Genomic DNA, 19701 nt, shown 5'->3' with positions numbered 1-19701 from the left:
CAGCAATACGCTGGCTCTGCAACCGATCTACTCCTTCGGCGTCAGCTTCAACAGGGTGCCGTCGCCTCCACGCCTGCCATCCTCCAACACCCAAACAGCGCCGTCCGGACCCTGCTCAACCTCGCGTACACGACGGTCCAGATCATAGCGCTCCGCCTCCCGGGCGTTTTCTCCATCAAACTCGATACGCACCAGCCCCTTGGATGAGAGGCCGCCGATAAAGCCGCTACCCTTCCATTCCGGGAACAGCTCGCCGTCGTAGATGATGAAGCCTGCCGGTGAAATCACCGGCGTCCAGGTGATGAGGGGTGCCTTGAACTCCGGCCGGGTATCGTGATCGGGGATGTCCCGGCCGTCATAATGCTCGCCATTGGATACGATCGGGTAACCGTAGTTGGCGCCTTTTTCGATCAGGTTCAGCTCATCGCCGCCCTCCGGCCCCATCTCAGCCACCCACAACCTGTCTTCATCATCAAATGCCATGCCGAGAATGTTACGGTGCCCAAGCGACCAGACCTGGGCGGCCACGTCACCCTGATCGGTAAAGGGGTTCCCGTCAGGTACGCTGCCGTCGGCGTTCAGTCTGATCATCTTGCCCAGGTTGCCGTCCATGTCCTGAGCCGGGTCGAACTTCTGGCGCTCGCCGGAGCTGATCCAGAGCATGCCTTCATCATCAAAGGCAAGGCGGTGGCTGAAATGGCCATCGCCATCCACCTTCGGCGTTTGCCGCCAGATCACCTCCAGATCCTCAAGCTCGCCGCCACCGTTGTCGTCCAATGCCAGCCGAGCCCGGGCGACCGCAGCGCCGGTACCACCGTCTCCAGCCTCGACATAGCTGATATAGATCTGCTGATTGTCCTTGTATTGCGGATGCAGGAGCACATCACCCAGGCCACCCTGCCCTTCGTGCACCACGTCGGGCACACCCTCGATGCTGCCGGTTTCGTCTTTATCGAGATCGTGCAGACGCAGGTTGCCGGCCATCTCCGTCACCAGCAGTCGACCGTCGGGCAGGAATGTCATGGCCCAGGGTTGCTCGAACCGCGTCACCTCGCTGACGGAAAACGGCGTACCGGAATCGGTTGATTCCGCCTCGTCCTGTTCCGATGCCGCCGTTGTTTGAGCAGATTCGGTATCGGCACTGTTAGACGACGCTGCCGGAGCAACCTCGGCCGAGTTGGACGGTGCAGAGGGCTGATCAGTGTCGTCTGCGGTTGCCGAATTGTCGCAGGCCGTCAACAGTCCAACGGTAGCGAGAAAGATGAGCGAATGTCTGAAGGGGACCATGAGTGCTCCTGAATGGTTGATCCATTGTTCCGCCATGGCGGCCGAAGTGTGATCGCACAGTGACTGCTACGATATTAGCGTTCGGTTCACATTGGTCCACTTTCCATACCCTGTGTATGGTTACTTTTGATGTATCAGTATGTTCGGGCCGATTAAGTGCGACCCAAAAGGGTCTATGCCAAGTACCTGGAGATCAACCTATGCGGTACATCGCCCTCCTTCTTCTCCTGTTCAGTCTCTGCGCGCAAAGCAGCGAGGATCCCATGCTGACAGACCTTTCCAGCCTGCAATGGCAAAACCGGATCATCGTGGTTCATGACGTTGGCGACGCAGAGAAGGCAGCAGCGCTGCTCGAAGACAATGCACCCGGCATTACTGATCGCGATCTCATCTGGTTGGTGTTCGATGGCTCTGAAACCAGGACCAACTACCCGGGCTCAATAGCGCCGGAACTGAAGGCCAATACGCTGGAAACCTACCGGCTCGAGCCCGGCCAGGTGATCCTGATTGGCAAGGATGGCGGCGTAAAAAATCGGCTGGAGCAGGTCGATCTGGAGGCGCTGTTCGCGGACATCGACGCCATGCCCATGCGCCGGAACGAGATGCGGGAGTAAGTCAGGGTAGAACCAGGCTGCCCTGCTCCGCACCCCGGTAGTCGCGCCAATCGATCGCTCGCTTCTTTTCGGGCACCAATCACATCGGCATACGAAAGTGGTTTGGCCTTGTACTTCGGCGATAGTAAGATTCAGTGCCCAGCAGGAACAGCACGCCCTCAGTCGCACGGATTGCGTACAACCATTCCCATCGACGTCTGCTATGCCCATCGCTCGAATACCGCGCGGTATGGCGCTGCATAGCGCGCGTGCCAGTTGGCCGGGCCTATTACAAGGCTATCGCAATAGCCATCTTAAGGAGCAGTAGGCATGAATCTAGGAAAGGTAGCAGGGCTGGCACTGGCGGTGTCGATCATGAGCGGTTGCGCCACCGGACTGAACTCGATGCAGGAGCGTGAGTATCAGGCCATGAAGTCCGAGCGAGTACTGGTCGAAGAAAAGAACCCGGGTACTGGTGCAGTGCTTGGCATTCTGCCCGGCGGCGGGTCTTTTTATGCGCGCGAGCCAGGGTATGGCGTAGTCAATCTGTTGTTCTGGCCCCTCTCGATTCTGTGGGATCCGGTCAGCGGTTATGAGGGTTCGAAAGCCATCAACTACGACATCACCAAGCACAAGCTCAAGCGCGACATGGAGAGGGAAATTGCTGATCTCGACGACAAGTTGACCACCGGCCAGATCGATAACCTGGCTTACGTGACCGAGAAGAACAAGATCGAGGGGAAGTACTCCTTCGATTGATCGGTTCGCACGGGGCTGCGCCTGGAACCCATGGGGTCGGCGCAGCTTCGCTTCAGCTCAGTGCCACTCTCGCCCGCCTCCCCTATCCAACCTCTCGCCATACCTCGCACGAACCTCTGCCTTCATAACTCCTCAGCCACACGTGTCGCTACGGACCAGCGACGGGTCCGACAGACTGGTCAGCGCGGCAGCAGACACCTTTGGTCTACGCTGACATCAGGCAAACGACCGGGAGGATCTGAATTGGCTTCGGACAAATCACGAGACGATATCTGGCAGGAGTGGAAGGCGCTGGTGAACATGGCACCGGCCGAGCTCGAACGTTGGCTGGAGACTGACGAAAGCAAATCCGTGGGCGACGCAGACAGTGGCGAGTCCACCGGGCACAAGTCGGGTAAACGCATTGTGGAGATCAAGCGAACCAACAAGGACGATCTGACTGATGACCAATGGGCGCATATGGCCAAGGTGGTGGGTTATATCAACAGGCATCTGGCGCAAGGTGGCCCGGACAAGGATGTAAAAACCAGTGCCTGGCGCTATTCCCTGATGAACTGGGGACACGATCCGCTGAAGTCATAAAGCATCGGAGCATTCACTGATGATCGAACTGCCTATCGCCGACCCGATGCTGCAGTTAACCGTATTGGCGGTCGGGGTGCTGTTGGTGCACCTGCTCTTCCAGCGGCTGAGCATCCCGGCGCTGGTCGGGCTGCTGGTGATCGGCATGCTGGTAGGCCCCGGCGGCTTTGAGCTCGTGCCCCGCGAGCCGGTGGTCGGGCTGCTCGGCACCGTCGGGCTCGTCTACATCATGTTCCTCGCCGGCATCGAGATCGATCTTGAGGTGGTCCGCCATCACAAGGCTGAAGCGATCGGGTTCGGACTGACGACATTCATCCTTTCGATGGTATCAGCGGTCGGGGTCGGCCTCGTATTCGGCAGCGGCTGGGCCGGTGCGTTGTTGATCGGGGCGGCGTTGTCGTCGCACACCTTGCTCGGCTATCCGATCATCAAACGGCAAAAGCTCATGCATCACCGCCCGATTGTGGCGACCATCGGCGGCACATTACTGACCGACACGCTCGCACTGGTGTTGCTGGTCGTCGTGCTACAGGTGGCCGGCGGCGACACGAAAGGGCCTGGCGGCTACCTGCCGCTTATACTGCTCGTCGCACTGGTTGCTGTGGCCCTGTTTGTTCTGCCACGCAGCAGTCACTGGTTTTTTGAGCGCCCGTGGGCGCACCGTGCGGATAAGGCACTCGCGGTGCTGGCAGTGTTGTTCGTGCTGTCGATGGCTGCTGAACTGATAGGCACCAAGAATATCCTGGGGGCGTTCCTTGCCGGTCTTTGCCTGAATCGGTCGTTGAAGTCACAGCCGCCGTTACTGGAGCACGTCCGCTTCGCGGGTCAGGTGCTGTTCATCCCGTTCTTCTTCCTCTCAACCGGCATGCGCCTCGAGCTCGACGTGCTGCTCGGCGGCAGCGAAGCGTGGCGGGAGGCCGGAATGCTGCTGCTCGCAATCCTGTTCGCAAAGTTTGCCGCGGCCTGGGCGACTGGCTGGTGGTTCGGCTACCGCCCGACCGCCCGAATCGTCATGGCATCGCTCGCGCTGCCACAGGCAGCCGCGACGCTCGCGGTGGCGGTCACCGCACTGCAAGCAGAGCTAATCAGTGCAACAACTGTTGACGCGATCATCATCGTCATCTTCGTAACCTGCCTTGTGGGGCCGCTGATCACGCGATTTGCCGGGAAGCGGATAGCCAATGATGCGGAGGCTGAAGCTGAGGAGAAGCAAGGCGGCGGTCAGGCGGAACCAGAAGAACCGGCCCGCTGAAGATCAAGCGAATACTCCTAGTCTTGAGCAGCATGCGCGCTCTGGGGCAAGGGGGTCGGATGAACGTTATGGATCAATTAACGCTCATCTGACCCCGTTGATGCTTAAACAGCTGAACTAGCTGCATAATCGGACTTGCTACTGAGCTCAATGCAGCTTGCAATCGACACTCGATTTCGACCGCTGTCCTTACTGATATACAAAGCTGAATCAGCTCGGGCAACGCATTCGTTGAAGCTCTCGCCAGGGACGAGATGACTGACACCAATGCTGAGGGTTACCGCAGTGTCCAGGCCGAGCCGGGACCAATCGAATTCGTCCACAGCCGCTCTGACCCGCTCGGCAATCATTCCTGCCTGACTGGAGTCGCTGTCAGGTAACACAGCCAAAAACTCCTCCCCTCCCCAGCGGCCGACATAGTCCTTCTCACGCACAGCGTCCTTGATGACACTGCTGAGTTCGCACAGGACACGATCGCCGAGATCATGCCCGAAGCGATCATTCAGCTGTTTGAAGTGATCCACGTCCATCAGCAGGATAGCCAGTTGCGGACTGTGCCGGTCGTTGCCGGAAATATCCCGGGCCGCCAGCTCGATCATGTGTCGACGGTTGAAAAGCCGTGTAAGCGGATCCGTGGTAGCCATACGACGAAGGACCCGATGCGCCTGTTTGACCGTCATCATGTAGTACACCGAGAGGTAACTGAACATGATGAACACAACAGTCAAATTGAAAAGATGCAAACCGGCGAGCGCATTCGCCGGGATCGGCTGGATAGGGTCAACCACGCGCATGGTAAAGCTGAGCGCAATATAGAACAGCCAAAGGCAGAAAACCGAAATGCCGGCCCAGCGCACGGATCGCGTGCCTGCAAAGAGGGCGGGTATGAACATTAGAAGATAGTAATGAAAGCCGCTGTGCCACCCCACCAACAAGGTGCCCAACGCCGAGTGTCCCAACACTTCCAACCAGATCAGGAGCACTGCCAATCGGTTACGCCGGCGCTTGAGCGCAAAATAGGCAACGGCATACATGGCGACGCTCGCCACGTTGACCCATGCCAGAATAGGCGAGCCCAGATAGTGGAAGATAAAGAAAAACGCGATATCCACACTGCCTGCCATGAGGCAGCAGCGCATGCTCATCAGCCAAAACTGCGAGCGGGGTCCCTCCTCCACACCTCGTGCATCCATGTACGCATCGTCCTTGAATCGAGCATCATCCTGCCATCACCGGCCATCGTATCCTTGCATGGTATGCGTCGCAACAGTGCCTGGAAGGACGCCAGTTGACGAAGCGAACGTCCGAACCGGGGATTTGAGAAATATCATCTGACCCCAATTGCTCAGTTGGACAAATGTAGACGCTGATCAGCGCATGTGGCTGTGCTAAGGTTCCGCTCCGCCGGAAGCGCTTCCAAATTGGCACGAGAACCTCACCTCATGAACGAACCGAAACAGAAGAGCTTGCTGTCCGACCTGTTGGACGTGGACCGGATCGACGAGACCCACTTCATCGGGCACCGCCTTGAGGGCGATCGCGGCCGCATCTTTGGCGGCGAAGTGCTGGCCCAGGCGCTCATGGCAGCCTCCAACACGGTGGCCCCTGACAAACAGGTGCATTCCGCCCACAACTATTTCATGCGCCCGGGCGACAGCGCCTTGCCGATACACTATGAGGTCTTCGCCGACCTGGACGGCCGCAGCTTCAGCAACCGGCGGGTGGTCGCCCGGCAGAACGACAAGCCGATCTTCAGCCTGACGGCGTCGTTCCAAGCGCCCGAGCCGGGCCTGGCCCACCAGCAACCGATGCCAGAGAAACGGGGCCCGGAGGGCTTGCCGAATGAGCGAGAGCTCGCCCAGGCGCACGCCGACCAGCTTCCTGAGAAGCTCCACCCCATGCTGAGCCGGGAGCGCCCTTTCGAGGTCCGGCCGGTTAACGGGGAGGCCAACTTCCTGACCGTCGAGCCGACCGACCAGCAGAGCATGTGGTTCCGCAGCCGTGAGTCGATAGGGAATAACGCGCCATTGCAACGAGCCACCCTGGCCTACGCGTCCGATCTGTCCCTGCTCAGTACCTGCATGCGGCCTCACGGCGTGACCTGGCGCGACCCCCAGATTCGCTCCGCCAGCATCGACCACGCCATCTGGTTTCACGCCACTGAAATCCGAACCGAGGACTGGATGCTATACGTTATGGATAGCCCCTGGTCCGGCGCCTCGCGCGGACTCAACCGAGGCAGCATCTATACGCAGGATGGCCAGCTGATCGCTTCGGTGGCGCAAGAGGGTTTGATCAGAATGGTGGAGTAAGGGCTAAAAACGACAGAACTGCCAACATGAATTGAATAGCTACACCCCAAAACACTTCAGCGCCGGTCTTCTTGAGCGCCAGTTCTTTACTCTCTAAAATAGCCACCTTTATTCAAGCTCAGGACCGCCGCATGAACGATACGAAATCGCTGCCTCCTTTACCGGACAGGCTGTCCAGCAATCCCCGTAGTCCACATTATGTCGAAGAGATTTTCGACCATAATGTCGGCATCATGCTGAACGGCAAAGAGCGTACCAACGTCGAGGAGTACTGCATCAGCGAAGGTTGGATAAAAACCCCTTCCCCCAAGGCATTGGACCGCCGCGGTCAGCCAGTGCTGATCACGCTGAAAGGCAAGGTCGAAGCATTTTATAGCTAAAGACATCTGGCGCGAGTCTGAGGACCAAAAGGGGTCGACCAAAAGGGGACAGATTTATTTTTCTCTCTTTGGCCTACCAGGACCACGGCGCTCAACACGCAGGCCCAGCGTCGCCTCGATCGCGTCCACGAACTTCCCAGAACCGGTCAGTTGGTTGCGTTGTACTGCTTGTCGGATCAGCTCGTATTCCGCGTCGGGTATCCCGCCTTCCACAAAAATGCCGTACTTTGAACGAGCCTCGGCTGCCGTAGAACCCAACGAGGTAAAGCACGGACTGCTATCCAGCCACTCCGGCTTTGCTCCAACACGCTGTTGAAAGCTGGACCACTCATAGTCACCGGCAAGAGCAACCATACGTGCTCGTACCGGGTTCAGTTCGATGTAACGGCTGCAGGCGAGGAGATACTCTTCGCTATCTACCACGCTGGACTTATACCGCCACTCCCAAAGCGTACCCGAGCGCCCTTTCAGCTTGTTCCGGTATCGTGTCGCTCGAGCGGCCAAGCCCTTCATGAAAGCGCCGAGGCCAGCCGCGGTGTCAGGGCTGACGACGAGATGCACATGGTTGGTCATCAAGCAGTAGCTGAACACCTTGATGCCGCACTGTTCCTTCAGTTCGCGGAGGTTGGAGAGGTAGTGCTCGTAATCGCTTCGCTCGGCGAAGACCAGTTGGCGGTTGTGGCCTCGCTGAACGATGTGATGCGGATAACCCGGCATGACGAGTCGGCCTGTCCTTGGCATGATCGGCTCCTTTCGCTTGAGGCGGGTAGCTTAGCCTTCGACAGCGAGCGGGGCCGTGAACTGGCGCAACGTCTGGTGCTATTAAAAGGCAGAATAAATCGGTCCGCTTTTTTCCGTCTGCTTTTTTTGAGAAGCTACAAAACCGAAAAATGACGTGGTGACTAGACGTGGTGACTAAAGGATTAAGCGTGCGCAATTTTTCGCTCGGGACCGCAAAACGCTATTTGATGTTCCTCTGGGTAGGCGCTGCGCTTGCGGTAATTGGCGGGCCGGTGGCGGGGTTATACGTAGAGGAGATCAATAAGAGCCCGGTCTTAGTGGGGCTGATGGCGATTGGGATCGTTCCGACTGGTCTCACCTACCTTGCGCTTTTCGGTGACGCTGTCAGGATGCTCAAGCATCGTCTGCTTTTTCTGCTTCCTCTTGTTTTCTTCCCGCAAGCGCTAATATTCGTGATCATGGCTGGGCCGTTCTGCTATTTAATTTACTTAACTTACTGGTACAGGAAGTTGAGAAAGGAGGCCGCTGCTAGTCTGTCCTAATAAATGCGGGTAGGAGAAAATAAATCTGTCCGTTTTATGTTAGGCCGAGGCGGGTAGCTCAGCTTTCGACAGCAAGCGGGGCCATGAACTGGCGCAAGGTTCGTGCGATTCGATCCGGAAAAATAAATCTGTCCCCTTTTTTCTATTCAAGCTCAGGACCGCCGCATGAACGATACCAAATCGCTGCCTCCTTTACCGGACAGGCTGTCCAGCAATCCCCTTAGTCCACATTATGTCGAAGAGATTTTCGACCATAATGTCGGCATCATGCTGAACGGCAAAGAGCGTACCAACGTCGAGGAGTACTGCATCAGCGAAGGTTGGATAAAAACCCCTTCCCCCAAGGCATTGGACCGCCGCGGTCAGCCAGTGCTGATCACGCTGAAAGGCAAGGTCGAAGCATTTTATAGCTAAAGACATCTGGCGCGAGTTTGAGGACCAAAAGGGGTCAGTTCAATCTGACCCCTTTTTGCTTTATACCCAGGATGGCCAGGTGATCGCTTCGGTGGCGCAAGAGGGTGTGATCAGGAATGGTGGAGTAAGCGCTACAAGCGGATTCAGATTAAGGGCGCAGATTTACTATCTACTCTGCTGGGCCTACTAGGCCCACGGCGCTCCACACGCAGGCCCAACGTCCCCTCAATGAGCCGGAAAATAAATCTGTCCCCTTTTTCCTAAAGCGCCAGACGAGTTAATGTTCATCTGACGCCAGTTTCTTTTTCACAAATCGCGGGGAAGATGAAGGCTTCCGAAACCGGTTATCCCTCATCTGAACTGACCCCAATTTTCTGTTAGCACCTTAGGACTCAATGCAAATGGGCTCTCGGGATACTCGTTCCGCAACCAGCGTAACTAATGGAAAAAGGTTTCGCCATAGGACCTCTTCAGGAAAACTAGTTCCGCTATGGAATAAAGCGTTACGTCCATCCACAACATCCTTGATAGTGCTTGCAGAAATAGGTTCAGATTTACCAAAGCTAGATAGGCTCGTGATACCTAAATCCGCCAATATTAAGACAAGCTTTTCAATTCTTGAATCCTTTGTTCTTGACAACAAACCTAATATCGCACTTTTTTTCACATTAAAATCCATGCCATTGGCAAGCGCTCTAAGTTGCTGTTCGTCGCATTCGCTGAACAGCTTTTTTGTGCCAAACATGCTTTTGTACTTCTCGCTTTTTTCCAGGAACTCTATCACTAAAAACCAGTGAAAGTACTTTGATTTCTTGTGCTCGGCTCTTAATCCATCAAAATAGAATCTCAGAATGTCATGGTAGCTGCCGACTAGAGGCAAATCATCGGAAAGCTTTACTGTTCTATTTGAAGTAATTGAAAGCGAATCCGATATACCGATTCCGTTGTTCAATGGCTGTCCGGCATCATCAACTTGAATTGCGCTGAAACCGCACCAATTAATCCTAACGTAATTGTTCCCGTAGTGTGGATTATGCTCATCAATATTAATAATGAAGGAAATAAATTCCGCTGCCTTTTCAAGATAGGCTACCTGCTCTTTGTTGGTTTTTAAACTTTCGCTTACAACGATAAAACGGTAGTCACTTCCGCCTCGAATAATTTCCAGACTGGTGCCCACTGCCAGAAAGTCTTTCCTCCTGAACGGTAACTCAGGTTCTATTTTATTGTCGCCACGGAACCCTATTTCTTGGATAACATGTGAGCTCGGAAGGTCAAATGGACAGGTTATCTTGATTGGCACAACGTCTCCTGGGCCTGCTGACGCCGACAGCACGCGCGGCTTTGTAGTGTAGGCGAAGCCGCAACGAAAAAGCCGTCGCTGTGTCTGGCATTGTTAGGGTTAGGGCTAAAGAGAAATAATGCGCACATCCTTCTCTCGTCTGCGGCTTTCACGTCTAATTTCAACACGATACAAATCCGGATCAGGCGCAGGCGGTTTTGGCTGAGGTGATCGTGGTTTTCTCGTCACTTGGTCTAAGTATCTTTCTTCTCCGTCCGCATCAGCCAAAGGTAGCGCTAATTGCTTCAGAAAAAGTGGAGCATGTTCAAGTGATATTTGAAGCTCTCTTTTAAACGCAATGGAATCATCAAGCTCGGAACCAAATATGCGCTCTGACTCTGCCATTGCCTCATCGACTGACAACTCACCTCGCTGCACTTTTACAAATAGTATCTGGAGGCGGGACAGTGACTCACCACTTCGCCTTACCTTTGGATTCGCTCTGCTTTGGAACGGTGCCCCTGCGCGTTCTCCGAGATAACCACTAACAGTGCGTACTTGGCTATGAATGACTTGTAATCCAGAAATGAAGGAGCCATATTGACCAATACCGATATAAAGGAAACCAAGAGCGGCAGCTATTTGCCCTACCGCTTTAATTGATCCCTCTTCAACCACTAGGGATAAAGAGTAATCAGGAAGTTGCAACTCTCGACCCACATAGGCTTCCCACTCATCAAATAAGTGGGCGGAGTACTCCTCAAATTGCCTCTTGGGCAGACTTCGTACCCCAATATAAATATCTGTAGAGCCTATGATCGCCATTCGGAATACTTATTCTTTACCATAACTTTTGGTGAAAGGGGCGGGCTTTAGCCCATCCCAGTGAGCGAAGCGAACGATTTGAACCATTTGTTAGAGTTTTTATCGGCGCTTTCTTTCATCCCACGTCTCCAAGACAAATAGCGCAATCGTGTGAGCGGCGTGGATTGCGAGCCTCGCATGCCTTGGCTTAAGTTTGTAGACTTTCCGACCTTCCCCGTGCGCTGAGCTTGCATGAGTTCTGAAGGCGCCAATTCCATCAACAACTGATAGCACACCAGAGAGAATCCTTTTCAGGTCGTCATCCTGTAGCAGTCCCGGTTCAAAGCCGAGATCAGAGCGCACTACCTTCCAAACATTCTGAAGATCCTGCTTTTGAGGCATCTCCAGGTTTTCATCAGTAATGTACGTTTTGAATATAGATTCCAATATATTGCAAGCAGCAGAGACTGCTTCTCTTGGCTCTGAATTAACATTGGCGAGGGCCCTTGTAAATTCAGCATCGATTGAGGGAATATCTCGACCTTTAATCAACTCGGCTAATGATCGGCTAGGTGTTGAGCTGCCATCTGAAATTATGCCGCCCGCAATATATGTAAGATTGCAACGAGACAATATTGCCTCAATTTTCCTTTTGAACTCCTTCTTAGTGTCTGCGGCGTGGATGCTATACATTGAGCGCAAGTTTTCCTCTATATCAGGAAGCTCCATGTAACACTCAATTATGCGCCCTAAAACCTCTAAGGGTCTCTCTGCTTCCTTATTGACGCGACGCAGCCATGCTTGGACTTTTATTGGTTTTGAGCCCTCGGGTGGCTCGCCCGGCGCCTCTGCATAAGAGAAAAGATTATCTAAGCTCGCGTGACTCTCTAAGTCGGGCATATTCTCTGAGAGTACAGCTATCACTGGAGCCGGAATTTCTTTTCTCATAGGTCAACTCAAAAAATATTCAAGCACTCTAACGGCCGCAGCACGGGCAGAATTGTAGGGCAGCGGAAATTCTGTCGCTGTGGCTGCGATCGTTACATGCGAACTCATGCCTAAGGCTCTGGCAGCGAACTTGCGTCGGAGGCTGGCATCATTTCCCAGGTCACCAGTACGCCGCTGGGCAGCTCTACGGCGGCACCAGACGAAATACTCTCCATAAAGGCGAGCACGGACTCTTCACGGGGGTTTCTCTCATTGAGGTCGGCTTCAGACTGGGGCACGTACCAAATTCCTCCAGCCGAATTCCAGACTGATGAGCTGACATTAACTGGGTAAAACGCGCCCAACGGATAGGCGCCATCGGATGGTCTACTGCCATACAGTCGTCGAATCGCTTCTGTGAGTGGGTAGATCACGCCTCGGATATTACGCCGAAAGCTTGGCATTGGTCTAAACGGCATCTTTAAGCCTCCCTTTTTCTATCTGGTTGGAGCGCTGTCGGGCTGGCATGTAACAGTGACTAGACCGAATTCCATCATATTACATATTCGTGGCTTCGAAATAACTCCGAACTGAGCTCACGGCCGCCATCCGAAAAAGACCGTCTTTCCAGCTACTTACGACCGCACGGAACTCCCTCGACGTAATCGCGTAACTTCCACATTTCCTGATTTCGGTACCACTGTATGTAAATACAGCTCACCCACAGGCGTCTCGCTCAGGCATCGATAGGGATTCAGAAACACTACCGCCCTGCCCTCCGCAAACGGGCATAGCGCTCATAAAAAGAGTGTCAAGACGAAGGAAGAGAACGGCTGTCCGTGCCGAAGGGCGGGTGAGTCGTGGCGTCCTTTGCCTGTTTGGAGAATATCGCACGCGAATCCGATTTCCAAAGCGATTTTGCTCATTCCCAGGCGCATCGCGGCGCCGGAGCTCCCCTCGCCCCACCCCCCCCCCATCTGCTATTATCCACCCCCTTTCTCCGTTCAACCGCAAAGGCCCCATTACGCCCATGCCCAGCACCGCCAAGCCCCGTCAGATCCTCGTTACCAGCGCCCTGCCCTACGCCAATGGCTCGATCCATCTGGGGCATATGCTGGAGTACATTCAGACGGATATCTGGGTGCGGTTTCAGAAGCTGCGCGGTAACCAGGCGGTGTATGTGTGTGCGGACGATGCGCATGGCTCGGCGATCATGCTGCGTGCGGAGAAGGAAGGCATTACGCCGGAGCAGTTGATTGCCAATGTGCAGGCCGAGCACAGCGCGGACTTTGCAGATTTTCTGGTGGCGTTCGACAACTTCCACTCCACCCATTCGGACGAGAACCGGGTGCTGTCGGAGCTGATCTACAAGCGGCTGAACGATGCCGGGCATATCGCGACCCGTTCGGTGACGCAGTACTTCGACCCCGAGAAGGGCATGTTCCTGGCGGACCGCTTCATCAAGGGCACCTGCCCCAAGTGCGCGGCGGAAGATCAGTACGGCGACAACTGCGAGAAGTGCGGGGCGACCTACGAGCCCACCGAGCTGAAGGACCCGCGCTCGGCCATTTCCGGCGCGACGCCGGTGCTGAAGGATTCCAAGCACTTCTTCTTCAAGCTGCCTGACTTTCAGGCGATGCTGCAGGAGTGGACGCGCAGCGGCACGCTGCAGGATGCCGTGGCCAACAAGATTGCCGAGTGGCTGGACAGCGGCCTGCAGGAGTGGGACATCAGCCGTGATGCGCCCTACTTCGGCTTCGAGATTCCCGGCGAGGCGGGCAAGTACTTCTATGTATGGCTGGATGCGCCGATCGGCTACATGGCCAGCTTCAAGAACCTGTGCGACCGCACACCTGAGCTGGACTTCGATGCGTTCTGGGGCAAGGACTCGACCGCCGAGCTGTATCACTTCATCGGCAAGGACATCGTCAACTTCCATACGCTGTTCTGGCCGGCGATGCTCGAGGGCGCGGGCTTCCGCAAGCCGACCGCAATCAATGTGCACGGCTACCTGACGGTGAACGGGCAGAAGATGTCCAAGTCGCGCGGCACCTTTATCAAGGCACGCACCTATCTGGATCACCTGAACCCGGAATACCTGCGCTACTACTACGCGGCCAAGCTCGGCCGTGGTGTGGAAGATCTGGACCTGAACCTGGAAGACTTCGTGCAGAAGGTCAATTCGGACCTGGTCGGCAAGGTGGTGAACATCGCCAGCCGCTGCGCGGGCTTCATTCATAAAGACAACGGCGGCGTGATGGTCGATGCCAACCCGGCGCCGGAGCTGACCGAGGCGTTCGCCGCCGCAGCCCCGAGCATTGCCGAGGCGTACGAGAAGCGCGACTTCTCCCGCGCCATGCGCGAGATCATGGCGCTGGCCGACAAGGCCAATGCGTACATTGCCGACAAGGCGCCCTGGGCGCTGAACAAGGTCGAGGGCAAGCAGGACGAAGTGCAGGCGATCTGCTCGCTGGGTATCAACCTGTTCCGCCAGCTGGTGACCATGCTCAAGCCGGTATTGCCGACGCTGGTGGCGCAGGCCGAGCAGTTCCTGAATGTCGAGCCGCTGGCCTGGACTGATCTGAACACGCTGTTGACCAATCACCAGCTCAACGCCTTCCAGCCGCTGATGACGCGCATCGAGCCGGCCAAGATCGAAGCGATGGTCGCGGCATCGAAGGAAGACCTGGCGGCATCGTCGACCGATTCCGGCACTGCCCAAGCAACCGGCAACGGCGAGCTGACCAAGGAGCCGCTGGCACCTGAGATCAACTTCGATGCGTTTTCGGCCGTCGACCTGCGTATCGCGCTGGTCGAGAAGTGCGAGTTCGTCGAGGGTGCAGACAAGCTGCTGCGCCTGACGCTGGATATCGGCGATGCCAAGCGCAACGTGTTCTCCGGAATCAAGAGCGCCTACCCGGACCCGAGCAAGCTGGAAGGCAGGCTGGTGCTGTATGTGGCCAACCTGGCGCCGCGCAAGATGAAGTTCGGCATCAGCGAAGGCATGGTACTGGCGGCCGGCCCCGGTGGCTCGGACATCTACCTGCTCAGCCCGGATAGCGGCGCCAAGCCCGGCCAGCGTGTCATGTAATCAAGCGCGTGAAGCAAACAAGGCCGCTCGGGTAACCGCGCGGCCTTTGTGCTTCGCGTGAGGGGCTCCAGACGGTATACTCCGGCGCGGCCTCGTGCCGGCCTCTTTTCCATTCTGGGTTGGGTGACATGACGGAATTTGCCCTAATTCTGATCAGTACCATTCTGGTCAACAACTTCGTGCTGGTGCAGTTTCTCGGGCTATGTCCGTTCATGGGCGTGTCCGGCAAGTTGGAGACGGCGATCGGCATGTCGATGGCGACCACCTTCGTGCTCACGCTGGCGTCCATTCTCAGTTACCTGACCTTCCAGTACCTGCTGGTGCCGTTCGGCCTGGAATTTCTGCGGACCATCTCGTTCATTCTGGTGATCGCCGTGGTGGTGCAGTTCACCGAGATGGTGGTGCACAAGACCAGCCCCCTGCTCTACCGCGTGCTGGGCATCTTCCTGCCGCTGATCACCACCAACTGCGCTGTACTCGGTGTGGCGCTGCTTAATACCAATCGCGCCGAGCAAACCTTCATGAAGTCGGCCATCTATGGCCTGGGCGCGGCGGTGGGCTTCTCGCTGATCCTGATTCTGTTCGCCGGCTTGCGCGAGCGTATCGCTATTGCCGACGTTCCCGTTCCGTTCCGTGGCGCCGCCATCGGCATGATCACTGCCGGGTTGATGTCGCTGGCGTTCATGGGCTTCACCGGCCTGATCAGGTTGTAATGCCATGAGTATTGTCGTGACCGCCATTCTGGTTGTGCTGGCCCTGGCCGTCGTGTTCGGCGCGATCCTCGGGTATGCCGCCATTCGCTTCAAGGTCGAGGGCGACCCGATCGTCGACCAGATCAACAACCTGCTGCCGCAGACCCAGTGCGGCCAGTGCGGCCACCCCGGCTGCAAGCCCTACGCCGAAGGCATCGCCAATGGCGAGCCGATCAACAAATGCCCGCCCGGTGGCGAGTCGACCATTCAGGCGCTGGCTGATCTTTTGGATGTGGAGCCGCTGCCGCTGGATGCCGAGCACGGCGAAGAGAAGCCGCGCACCGTGGCCTACATTCGCGAGGCCGAATGCATCGGCTGCACCAAGTGCATCCAGGCCTGCCCGGTGGATGCGATCCTCGGTGCGGCCAAGCAGATGCATACGGTGATCGTTGATGAGTGCACCGGTTGCGACCTGTGCGTGGAGCCCTGCCCGGTCGACTGCATCGACATGGTGCCGCTGCCGACCACACCGGCCACCTGGAAGTGGGACTACCCGCTGCCCGGCGAAACCCTGATCGCCACCGACGCCCAACGAGGTGCCGCCTGATGCAAGCCGCTCCCATCCGTATCTGGGATATTCCAGGCGGCATCCACCCGGACGAACACAAGACCGAGTCGACCCAGCGCGGACTGGAAGTCGCGCCCATGCCGAGCCGGTTGATCCTGCCGTTGCAGCAGCATATCGGCGCGCGTGCCGAGCCGGTGGTGCAGGTGGGCGATGCGGTGCTCAAGGGTCAATTGATCGCCGAAGCCAGCGGGATGGTCAGCTGTCCGCTGCATGCGCCGACTTCCGGCATTGTGACGGCGATTGGCCCGGCGCCCTACCCGCATGCATCGGGACTGGAAGAATGGGCGATCACGATCGAGCCGGACGGCAAGGATCAGTGGACCGAGCTCGACCCGGTCGCCGATTACCGTGCGCTGGAGCCGGCCACACTGACCGAGATCATCCGCGAGGCCGGTATCGCCGGGCTGGGTGGTGCGGGCTTTCCGACGGCGGCCAAGCTGCGCGCCCGGCCCGAGCAGAAGATTCATACGCTGATCATCAACGGCACCGAGTGCGAACCGTATATCACTGCTGACGACACGGCTATGCGCTACAAGGCGCCCGAGATCGTCGCCGGTATCGAGATTCTTGCGCACATTCTGCAGCCGGACACGGTGCTGATCGGCATCGAGGACAACAAGCCCGAAGCCATCGAAGCGATGCGCGCCGCCTGCGCAGGCAAGGCGATGCAGGTGGTGTCGTTCCCGACCAAATACCCCAGCGGCGGCGAGAAGCAGCTGATCCAGATTCTTACCGGCAAGGAAGTGCCCAGCGGCGGGCTGCCGGCGGATATCGGCATGGTCTGCCAGAACATCGGCACCATGATCGCGGTACACGACGCCGTGCTGCTCGGCCAGCCGCTGGTCAAGCGCATCACCACGCTGACCGGCGCCGCGCTACAACGCCCGACCAACGTCGAGGCGCTGATCGGCACGCCGATTCATGAACTGTTGGCCTTCGCCGGGTTGCAGGCGGACAAGCTGTATCGCCTCGTCATGGGCGGCCCGATGATGGGCTTCACGCTGCAAAGCATGGACGCGCCTATCGTCAAGACCACCAATTGCCTGCTTGCCGGCACGCTGGAAGAGCTGCCCCCGCCGCCAGTGGCGCAGCCGTGCATTCGCTGTGGCTTCTGCTCGGAAGTGTGCCCGGCCAATCTGCTGCCGCAGCAGCTGCACTGGTTTGCCCTGGGCAAGGAATACGAGCAGCTCAATCGGCTGAACTTGTTCGACTGCATTGAGTGCGGTGCCTGTTCCTATGTGTGCCCGAGCAGCATTCCCCTGGTGCAGTACTACCGCGCCTCCAAGGCGGAAATCCGCGCGCTGGATCTGCAGGCGCACAAGGCCGACCACTCCAAGCAGCGCTTCGAGCAGCGCCAGGCGCGTTTGCAGCGCGAGGCCGAGCAGAAGGAGCTGGAGCGCCAGCAACGCGCCGAGAAGGCTGCGCGCCTGAAAGCTGCCAAGGAAGCAGAAGCGGCCAAGAGCGCCGAAGCATCGCCCGCCTCCGCGCCGGATGTCGAGCGCGTAGAGGCGCAGAAGCCCAGCGGGCTGTCACCTGAGCAAAAGCAGCTAAAGATCGCTGCAGCCACCGCGCAGATGGCGCTGAAAAAGGCGCAGAAACAGATCGCCGCGAATCCGGACAATGTCGACCTGCAGGCGCAGATTCCGGTGCTGGAGCAGGCCTGGAAGGATGCACAGGCGGCGTTCGATGCCGCTGCCGGCGACACGTCGGTCAAGCCGACACCACCGCCTGCCGCCGCCCCGGCAGACGACGAAGCCAAGCGCTTGAAGATCGAAGCGGCCATGGCCCGCGCTGCGCTGAAGAAGGCCGAACGCGCCGCGGGCGACACGCCGACCGAAGAGCAGGAAAAGGAAATCTATGCCCTGCGTGAGCAAGTCGCTGTTGCCGAAGCGCGTTTGCCCAAGGACGAGCCCGCCAAGAAACCTGTCGATGAGAACCTGAAGAAGGCCAAGGTCGAGCTGGCCATGGCCAAGGCTGAACTGAAGAAGGCCGAAAAGGCACTGGAAGCCAACCCGGATGATGCCGAGCTGCAGCAGTCTATCGAGCCGCTGCGTCAGCGCCAGCTCGATGCCCTGCGCGCGCTGGAGCAGGCCGAGGCTAGCAGCCCGGTTCCGCCGCCTGAACGCCAGTTGGTCGACAAGAAGCCCGTCGACGAAACCCTGCGCCAGCTGAAAACCGACATGGCCACGGCCAAGGCCGCGTTCAAGAAGGCCGAGCGCGAGGTGCAGGACGCGCGCGACAACGGTGGCGACATAGATGCTGCCGAAGCCCATCTGCTTAACACCCGCGAGGCACTGGACAAGGCCGCCAAGGCTTTCGCCGAGTACATGTCTGCCAAGGAGACGCGCTGATGGCGCTGGTTCGCATCACCTCGCCACACGCGCGAGGCAATAACCGCACGCAGACCATCATGCTCTGGGTTCTCGGCGCGACGCTGCCGGGCGTGGCGGTGATGACCTGGCTGTTCGGCATCGGCACGCTGATCAACATCGTGTTGGCGAGCGTGTTCGCCCTCCTCAGCGAGGCGCTGATTCTCAAGCTGCGCAAGCGGCCGGTGAGCTTCTTTCTGAGTGACGGCAGCGCGCTGGTCACCGCCTGGCTGCTGGCACTGGCACTGCCACCCTACGTGCCGTGGTGGCTGGTGCTGGTGGCGACTGCGGTGGCGATCATCTTTGGCAAGCAGCTGTATGGCGGGCTGGGGCAGAACCCGTTCAATCCGGCAATGATCGGCTATGCGGTGGTGCTGATCTCCTTCCCGGTCGAGATGACCACCTGGCCGATCGCCCGTGGTGCCGAGGCGCTGGCGGACCTGTCCGCGACCCTGCCCTCCATCAACGAGGCACTGCAGCGGGTGTTCGGTAGCGGACAGCCGATCGATGCCTGGGCCGTGGCCACGCCGCTGGACATTCTCAAGAACAACAAAGCGCTGACCATCGCCGAGCTGGAAGCGGCGCGTCCGGTATTCGGCGCGTTTGGTGGCTTCGGCTGGGAGTGGGTCAACCTGGCGTATCTGGTCGGCGGATTGGTGCTGGTCTACAAGCGCATCATCAGCTGGCATGCACCAGCCGGCATGCTCGGCGCGCTGTTCGTCATGAGCCTGCTGTTCTGGGGCGGCTCGGGGTCGAATTCCAACGGTTCGCCGCTGTTTCATCTGTTCAGCGGTGCGGCGATGTTCGGTGCGTTCTTTATCGTCACCGACCCTGTCTCCGGGGCGACCAGCAAGCTGGGGCGTATCGTCTTCGGTGCCGGCGTCGGCATCCTGGTGTACGTGATTCGCGCCTGGGGCGGCTATCCGGATGCGGTCGCCTTCGGCGTGCTGCTGATGAACCTGGCCGCACCGACCATCGACTATTACACCACCCCGCGCACCTACGGTCACAGCAAGGCGCCGCGTGGCATGGGCAAGGCGGACTGA

General features: G+C 57.8%; 19 protein-coding genes. 13 read left to right on the top strand and 6 right to left on the bottom strand.

Annotated features, from left to right (window positions below; translation table 11 throughout):
* Nucleotides 1–27: 27 nt before the first annotated feature.
* Nucleotides 28–1287 (bottom strand): PQQ-dependent sugar dehydrogenase, encoded by a 1260-nt coding sequence (locus KEM63_RS06415; protein WP_223655362.1) that lies wholly within the window; start codon nt 1285–1287, stop codon nt 28–30.
* A gap of 263 nt (nt 1288–1550) precedes the next feature.
* On the opposite strand from KEM63_RS06415, the gene KEM63_RS06410 reads away from it, so the two are divergent.
* The 4 genes from KEM63_RS06410 (at nt 1551) to KEM63_RS06395 (ending at nt 4473) form a co-directional block, all read left to right on the top strand.
* Nucleotides 1551–1901, top strand: a complete 351-nt coding sequence (locus KEM63_RS06410) for a DUF4174 domain-containing protein (RefSeq protein WP_223655361.1) — start codon at nt 1551–1553, stop codon at nt 1899–1901.
* Between the two features lie 309 nt (nt 1902–2210).
* Nucleotides 2211–2639, top strand: a complete 429-nt coding sequence (locus KEM63_RS06405; RefSeq protein ID WP_223655360.1) for a hypothetical protein — start codon at nt 2211–2213, stop codon at nt 2637–2639.
* A 243-nt stretch (nt 2640–2882) separates the two neighbouring features.
* Complete coding sequence (locus KEM63_RS06400) at nt 2883–3221, top strand: DUF3140 domain-containing protein (RefSeq protein ID WP_223655359.1); 339 nt, start codon at nt 2883–2885, stop codon at nt 3219–3221.
* 19 nt (nt 3222–3240) lie between these two features.
* Entirely contained in the window at nt 3241–4473 is a 1233-nt protein-coding gene (locus tag KEM63_RS06395; RefSeq protein ID WP_223655358.1) for a cation:proton antiporter, read from the top strand.
* Between the two features lie 104 nt (nt 4474–4577).
* Here the strand turns inward: KEM63_RS06395 and KEM63_RS06390 are convergent, their stop codons facing one another.
* Entirely contained in the window at nt 4578–5666 is a 1089-nt protein-coding gene (locus KEM63_RS06390; protein WP_223655357.1) for a GGDEF domain-containing protein, read from the bottom strand.
* 249 nt (nt 5667–5915) lie between these two features.
* On the opposite strand from KEM63_RS06390, the gene KEM63_RS06385 reads away from it, so the two are divergent.
* Together KEM63_RS06385 and KEM63_RS06380 are read left to right on the top strand one after the other, a co-directional pair.
* The gene (locus KEM63_RS06385) at nt 5916–6785 is read left to right on the top strand and encodes an acyl-CoA thioesterase (RefSeq protein ID WP_223655356.1); all 870 of its coding nucleotides are present in this window, start codon (nt 5916–5918) and stop codon (nt 6783–6785) included.
* Nucleotides 6786–6916: 131 nt separating this feature from the next.
* A complete protein-coding gene (locus tag KEM63_RS06380) occupies nt 6917–7165 on the top strand; it encodes a DUF3297 family protein (RefSeq protein ID WP_223655355.1) in 249 nt (82 codons plus the stop codon).
* Nucleotides 7166–7219: 54 nt separating this feature from the next.
* On the opposite strand, the gene KEM63_RS06375 is transcribed toward KEM63_RS06380, so the two are convergent.
* Complete coding sequence (locus KEM63_RS06375; protein WP_223655354.1) at nt 7220–7906, bottom strand: transposase; 687 nt, start codon at nt 7904–7906, stop codon at nt 7220–7222.
* A 188-nt stretch (nt 7907–8094) separates the two neighbouring features.
* Here KEM63_RS06375 and KEM63_RS06370 point away from each other — a divergent pair, with 188 nt between their 5' ends.
* Both KEM63_RS06370 and KEM63_RS06365 read left to right on the top strand, forming a co-directional pair.
* Nucleotides 8095–8448, top strand: a complete 354-nt coding sequence (locus KEM63_RS06370; protein WP_223655353.1) for a hypothetical protein — start codon at nt 8095–8097, stop codon at nt 8446–8448.
* Nucleotides 8449–8613: 165 nt separating this feature from the next.
* On the top strand, nt 8614–8862 hold the full coding sequence (locus KEM63_RS06365; protein WP_223655352.1) for a DUF3297 family protein: 249 nt from the start codon (nt 8614–8616) through the stop codon (nt 8860–8862).
* 385 nt (nt 8863–9247) lie between these two features.
* Here the strand turns inward: KEM63_RS06365 and KEM63_RS06360 are convergent, their stop codons facing one another.
* The 3 genes from KEM63_RS06360 to KEM63_RS06350 all read right to left on the bottom strand — a co-directional run bounded on the left by KEM63_RS06360 (nt 9248) and on the right by KEM63_RS06350 (nt 11896).
* Nucleotides 9248–10165 (bottom strand): hypothetical protein, encoded by a 918-nt coding sequence (locus KEM63_RS06360; protein WP_223655351.1) that lies wholly within the window; start codon nt 10163–10165, stop codon nt 9248–9250.
* 105 nt (nt 10166–10270) lie between these two features.
* A complete protein-coding gene (locus tag KEM63_RS06355) occupies nt 10271–10969 on the bottom strand; it encodes a hypothetical protein (RefSeq protein ID WP_223655350.1) in 699 nt (232 codons plus the stop codon).
* Nucleotides 10970–11068: 99 nt separating this feature from the next.
* Nucleotides 11069–11896 (bottom strand): abortive infection family protein, encoded by an 828-nt coding sequence (locus tag KEM63_RS06350; RefSeq protein WP_223655349.1) that lies wholly within the window; start codon nt 11894–11896, stop codon nt 11069–11071.
* A gap of 1009 nt (nt 11897–12905) precedes the next feature.
* Between KEM63_RS06350 and metG the strand changes: the two genes are divergently transcribed.
* From metG to rsxD, 5 genes are all read left to right on the top strand, one after another.
* Nucleotides 12906–14966 carry a methionine--tRNA ligase gene (gene metG / locus KEM63_RS06345; protein WP_223655348.1) on the top strand — a complete coding sequence of 687 codons (2061 nt, stop codon included), beginning with the start codon at nt 12906–12908 and terminating at the stop codon, nt 14964–14966.
* A gap of 128 nt (nt 14967–15094) precedes the next feature.
* Nucleotides 15095–15679: an electron transport complex subunit RsxA gene (gene rsxA, locus KEM63_RS06340; protein WP_093391966.1), complete on the top strand. Its 585-nt coding sequence runs from the start codon at nt 15095–15097 to the stop codon at nt 15677–15679.
* A 4-nt stretch (nt 15680–15683) separates the two neighbouring features.
* The gene (gene rsxB, locus KEM63_RS06335) at nt 15684–16265 is read left to right on the top strand and encodes an electron transport complex subunit RsxB (RefSeq protein ID WP_223655347.1); all 582 of its coding nucleotides are present in this window, start codon (nt 15684–15686) and stop codon (nt 16263–16265) included.
* Complete coding sequence (rsxC, locus tag KEM63_RS06330; RefSeq protein WP_223655346.1) at nt 16265–18637, top strand: electron transport complex subunit RsxC; 2373 nt, start codon at nt 16265–16267, stop codon at nt 18635–18637. Before rsxB ends, rsxC begins: the two co-directional genes overlap by 1 nt.
* Nucleotides 18637–19701: an electron transport complex subunit RsxD gene (rsxD, locus tag KEM63_RS06325; RefSeq protein WP_223655345.1), complete on the top strand. Its 1065-nt coding sequence runs from the start codon at nt 18637–18639 to the stop codon at nt 19699–19701. Before rsxC ends, rsxD begins: the two co-directional genes overlap by 1 nt.

Origin of the sequence: Halopseudomonas nanhaiensis, from assembly GCF_020025155.1 — a bacterium.
GTDB lineage: Bacteria > Pseudomonadota > Gammaproteobacteria > Pseudomonadales > Pseudomonadaceae > Halopseudomonas > Halopseudomonas nanhaiensis.
The sequence above is the reverse complement of the archived record's forward strand: the minus strand, read 5'-3'. Positions and strand labels throughout refer to the sequence as shown.

Coding starts and splice junctions, on each gene's coding strand:
- KEM63_RS06415 (WP_223655362.1), bottom strand. CDS start 1,287: ATGGTCCCCTTCAGACATTCGCTCATCTTTCTCGCTACCGTTGGACTG.
- KEM63_RS06410 (WP_223655361.1), top strand. CDS start 1,551: ATGCTGACAGACCTTTCCAGCCTGCAATGGCAAAACCGGATCATCGTG.
- KEM63_RS06405 (WP_223655360.1), top strand. CDS start 2,211: ATGAATCTAGGAAAGGTAGCAGGGCTGGCACTGGCGGTGTCGATCATG.
- KEM63_RS06395 (WP_223655358.1), top strand. CDS start 3,241: ATGATCGAACTGCCTATCGCCGACCCGATGCTGCAGTTAACCGTATTG.
- KEM63_RS06390 (WP_223655357.1), bottom strand. CDS start 5,666: ATGGATGCACGAGGTGTGGAGGAGGGACCCCGCTCGCAGTTTTGGCTG.
- KEM63_RS06385 (WP_223655356.1), top strand. CDS start 5,916: ATGAACGAACCGAAACAGAAGAGCTTGCTGTCCGACCTGTTGGACGTG.
- KEM63_RS06380 (WP_223655355.1), top strand. CDS start 6,917: ATGAACGATACGAAATCGCTGCCTCCTTTACCGGACAGGCTGTCCAGC.
- KEM63_RS06375 (WP_223655354.1), bottom strand. CDS start 7,906: ATGCCAAGGACAGGCCGACTCGTCATGCCGGGTTATCCGCATCACATC.
- KEM63_RS06365 (WP_223655352.1), top strand. CDS start 8,614: ATGAACGATACCAAATCGCTGCCTCCTTTACCGGACAGGCTGTCCAGC.
- KEM63_RS06355 (WP_223655350.1), bottom strand. CDS start 10,969: ATGGCGATCATAGGCTCTACAGATATTTATATTGGGGTACGAAGTCTG.
- KEM63_RS06350 (WP_223655349.1), bottom strand. CDS start 11,896: ATGAGAAAAGAAATTCCGGCTCCAGTGATAGCTGTACTCTCAGAGAAT.
- metG (WP_223655348.1), top strand. CDS start 12,906: ATGCCCAGCACCGCCAAGCCCCGTCAGATCCTCGTTACCAGCGCCCTG.
- rsxA (WP_093391966.1), top strand. CDS start 15,095: ATGACGGAATTTGCCCTAATTCTGATCAGTACCATTCTGGTCAACAAC.
- rsxB (WP_223655347.1), top strand. CDS start 15,684: ATGAGTATTGTCGTGACCGCCATTCTGGTTGTGCTGGCCCTGGCCGTC.
- rsxC (WP_223655346.1), top strand. CDS start 16,265: ATGCAAGCCGCTCCCATCCGTATCTGGGATATTCCAGGCGGCATCCAC.
- rsxD (WP_223655345.1), top strand. CDS start 18,637: ATGGCGCTGGTTCGCATCACCTCGCCACACGCGCGAGGCAATAACCGC.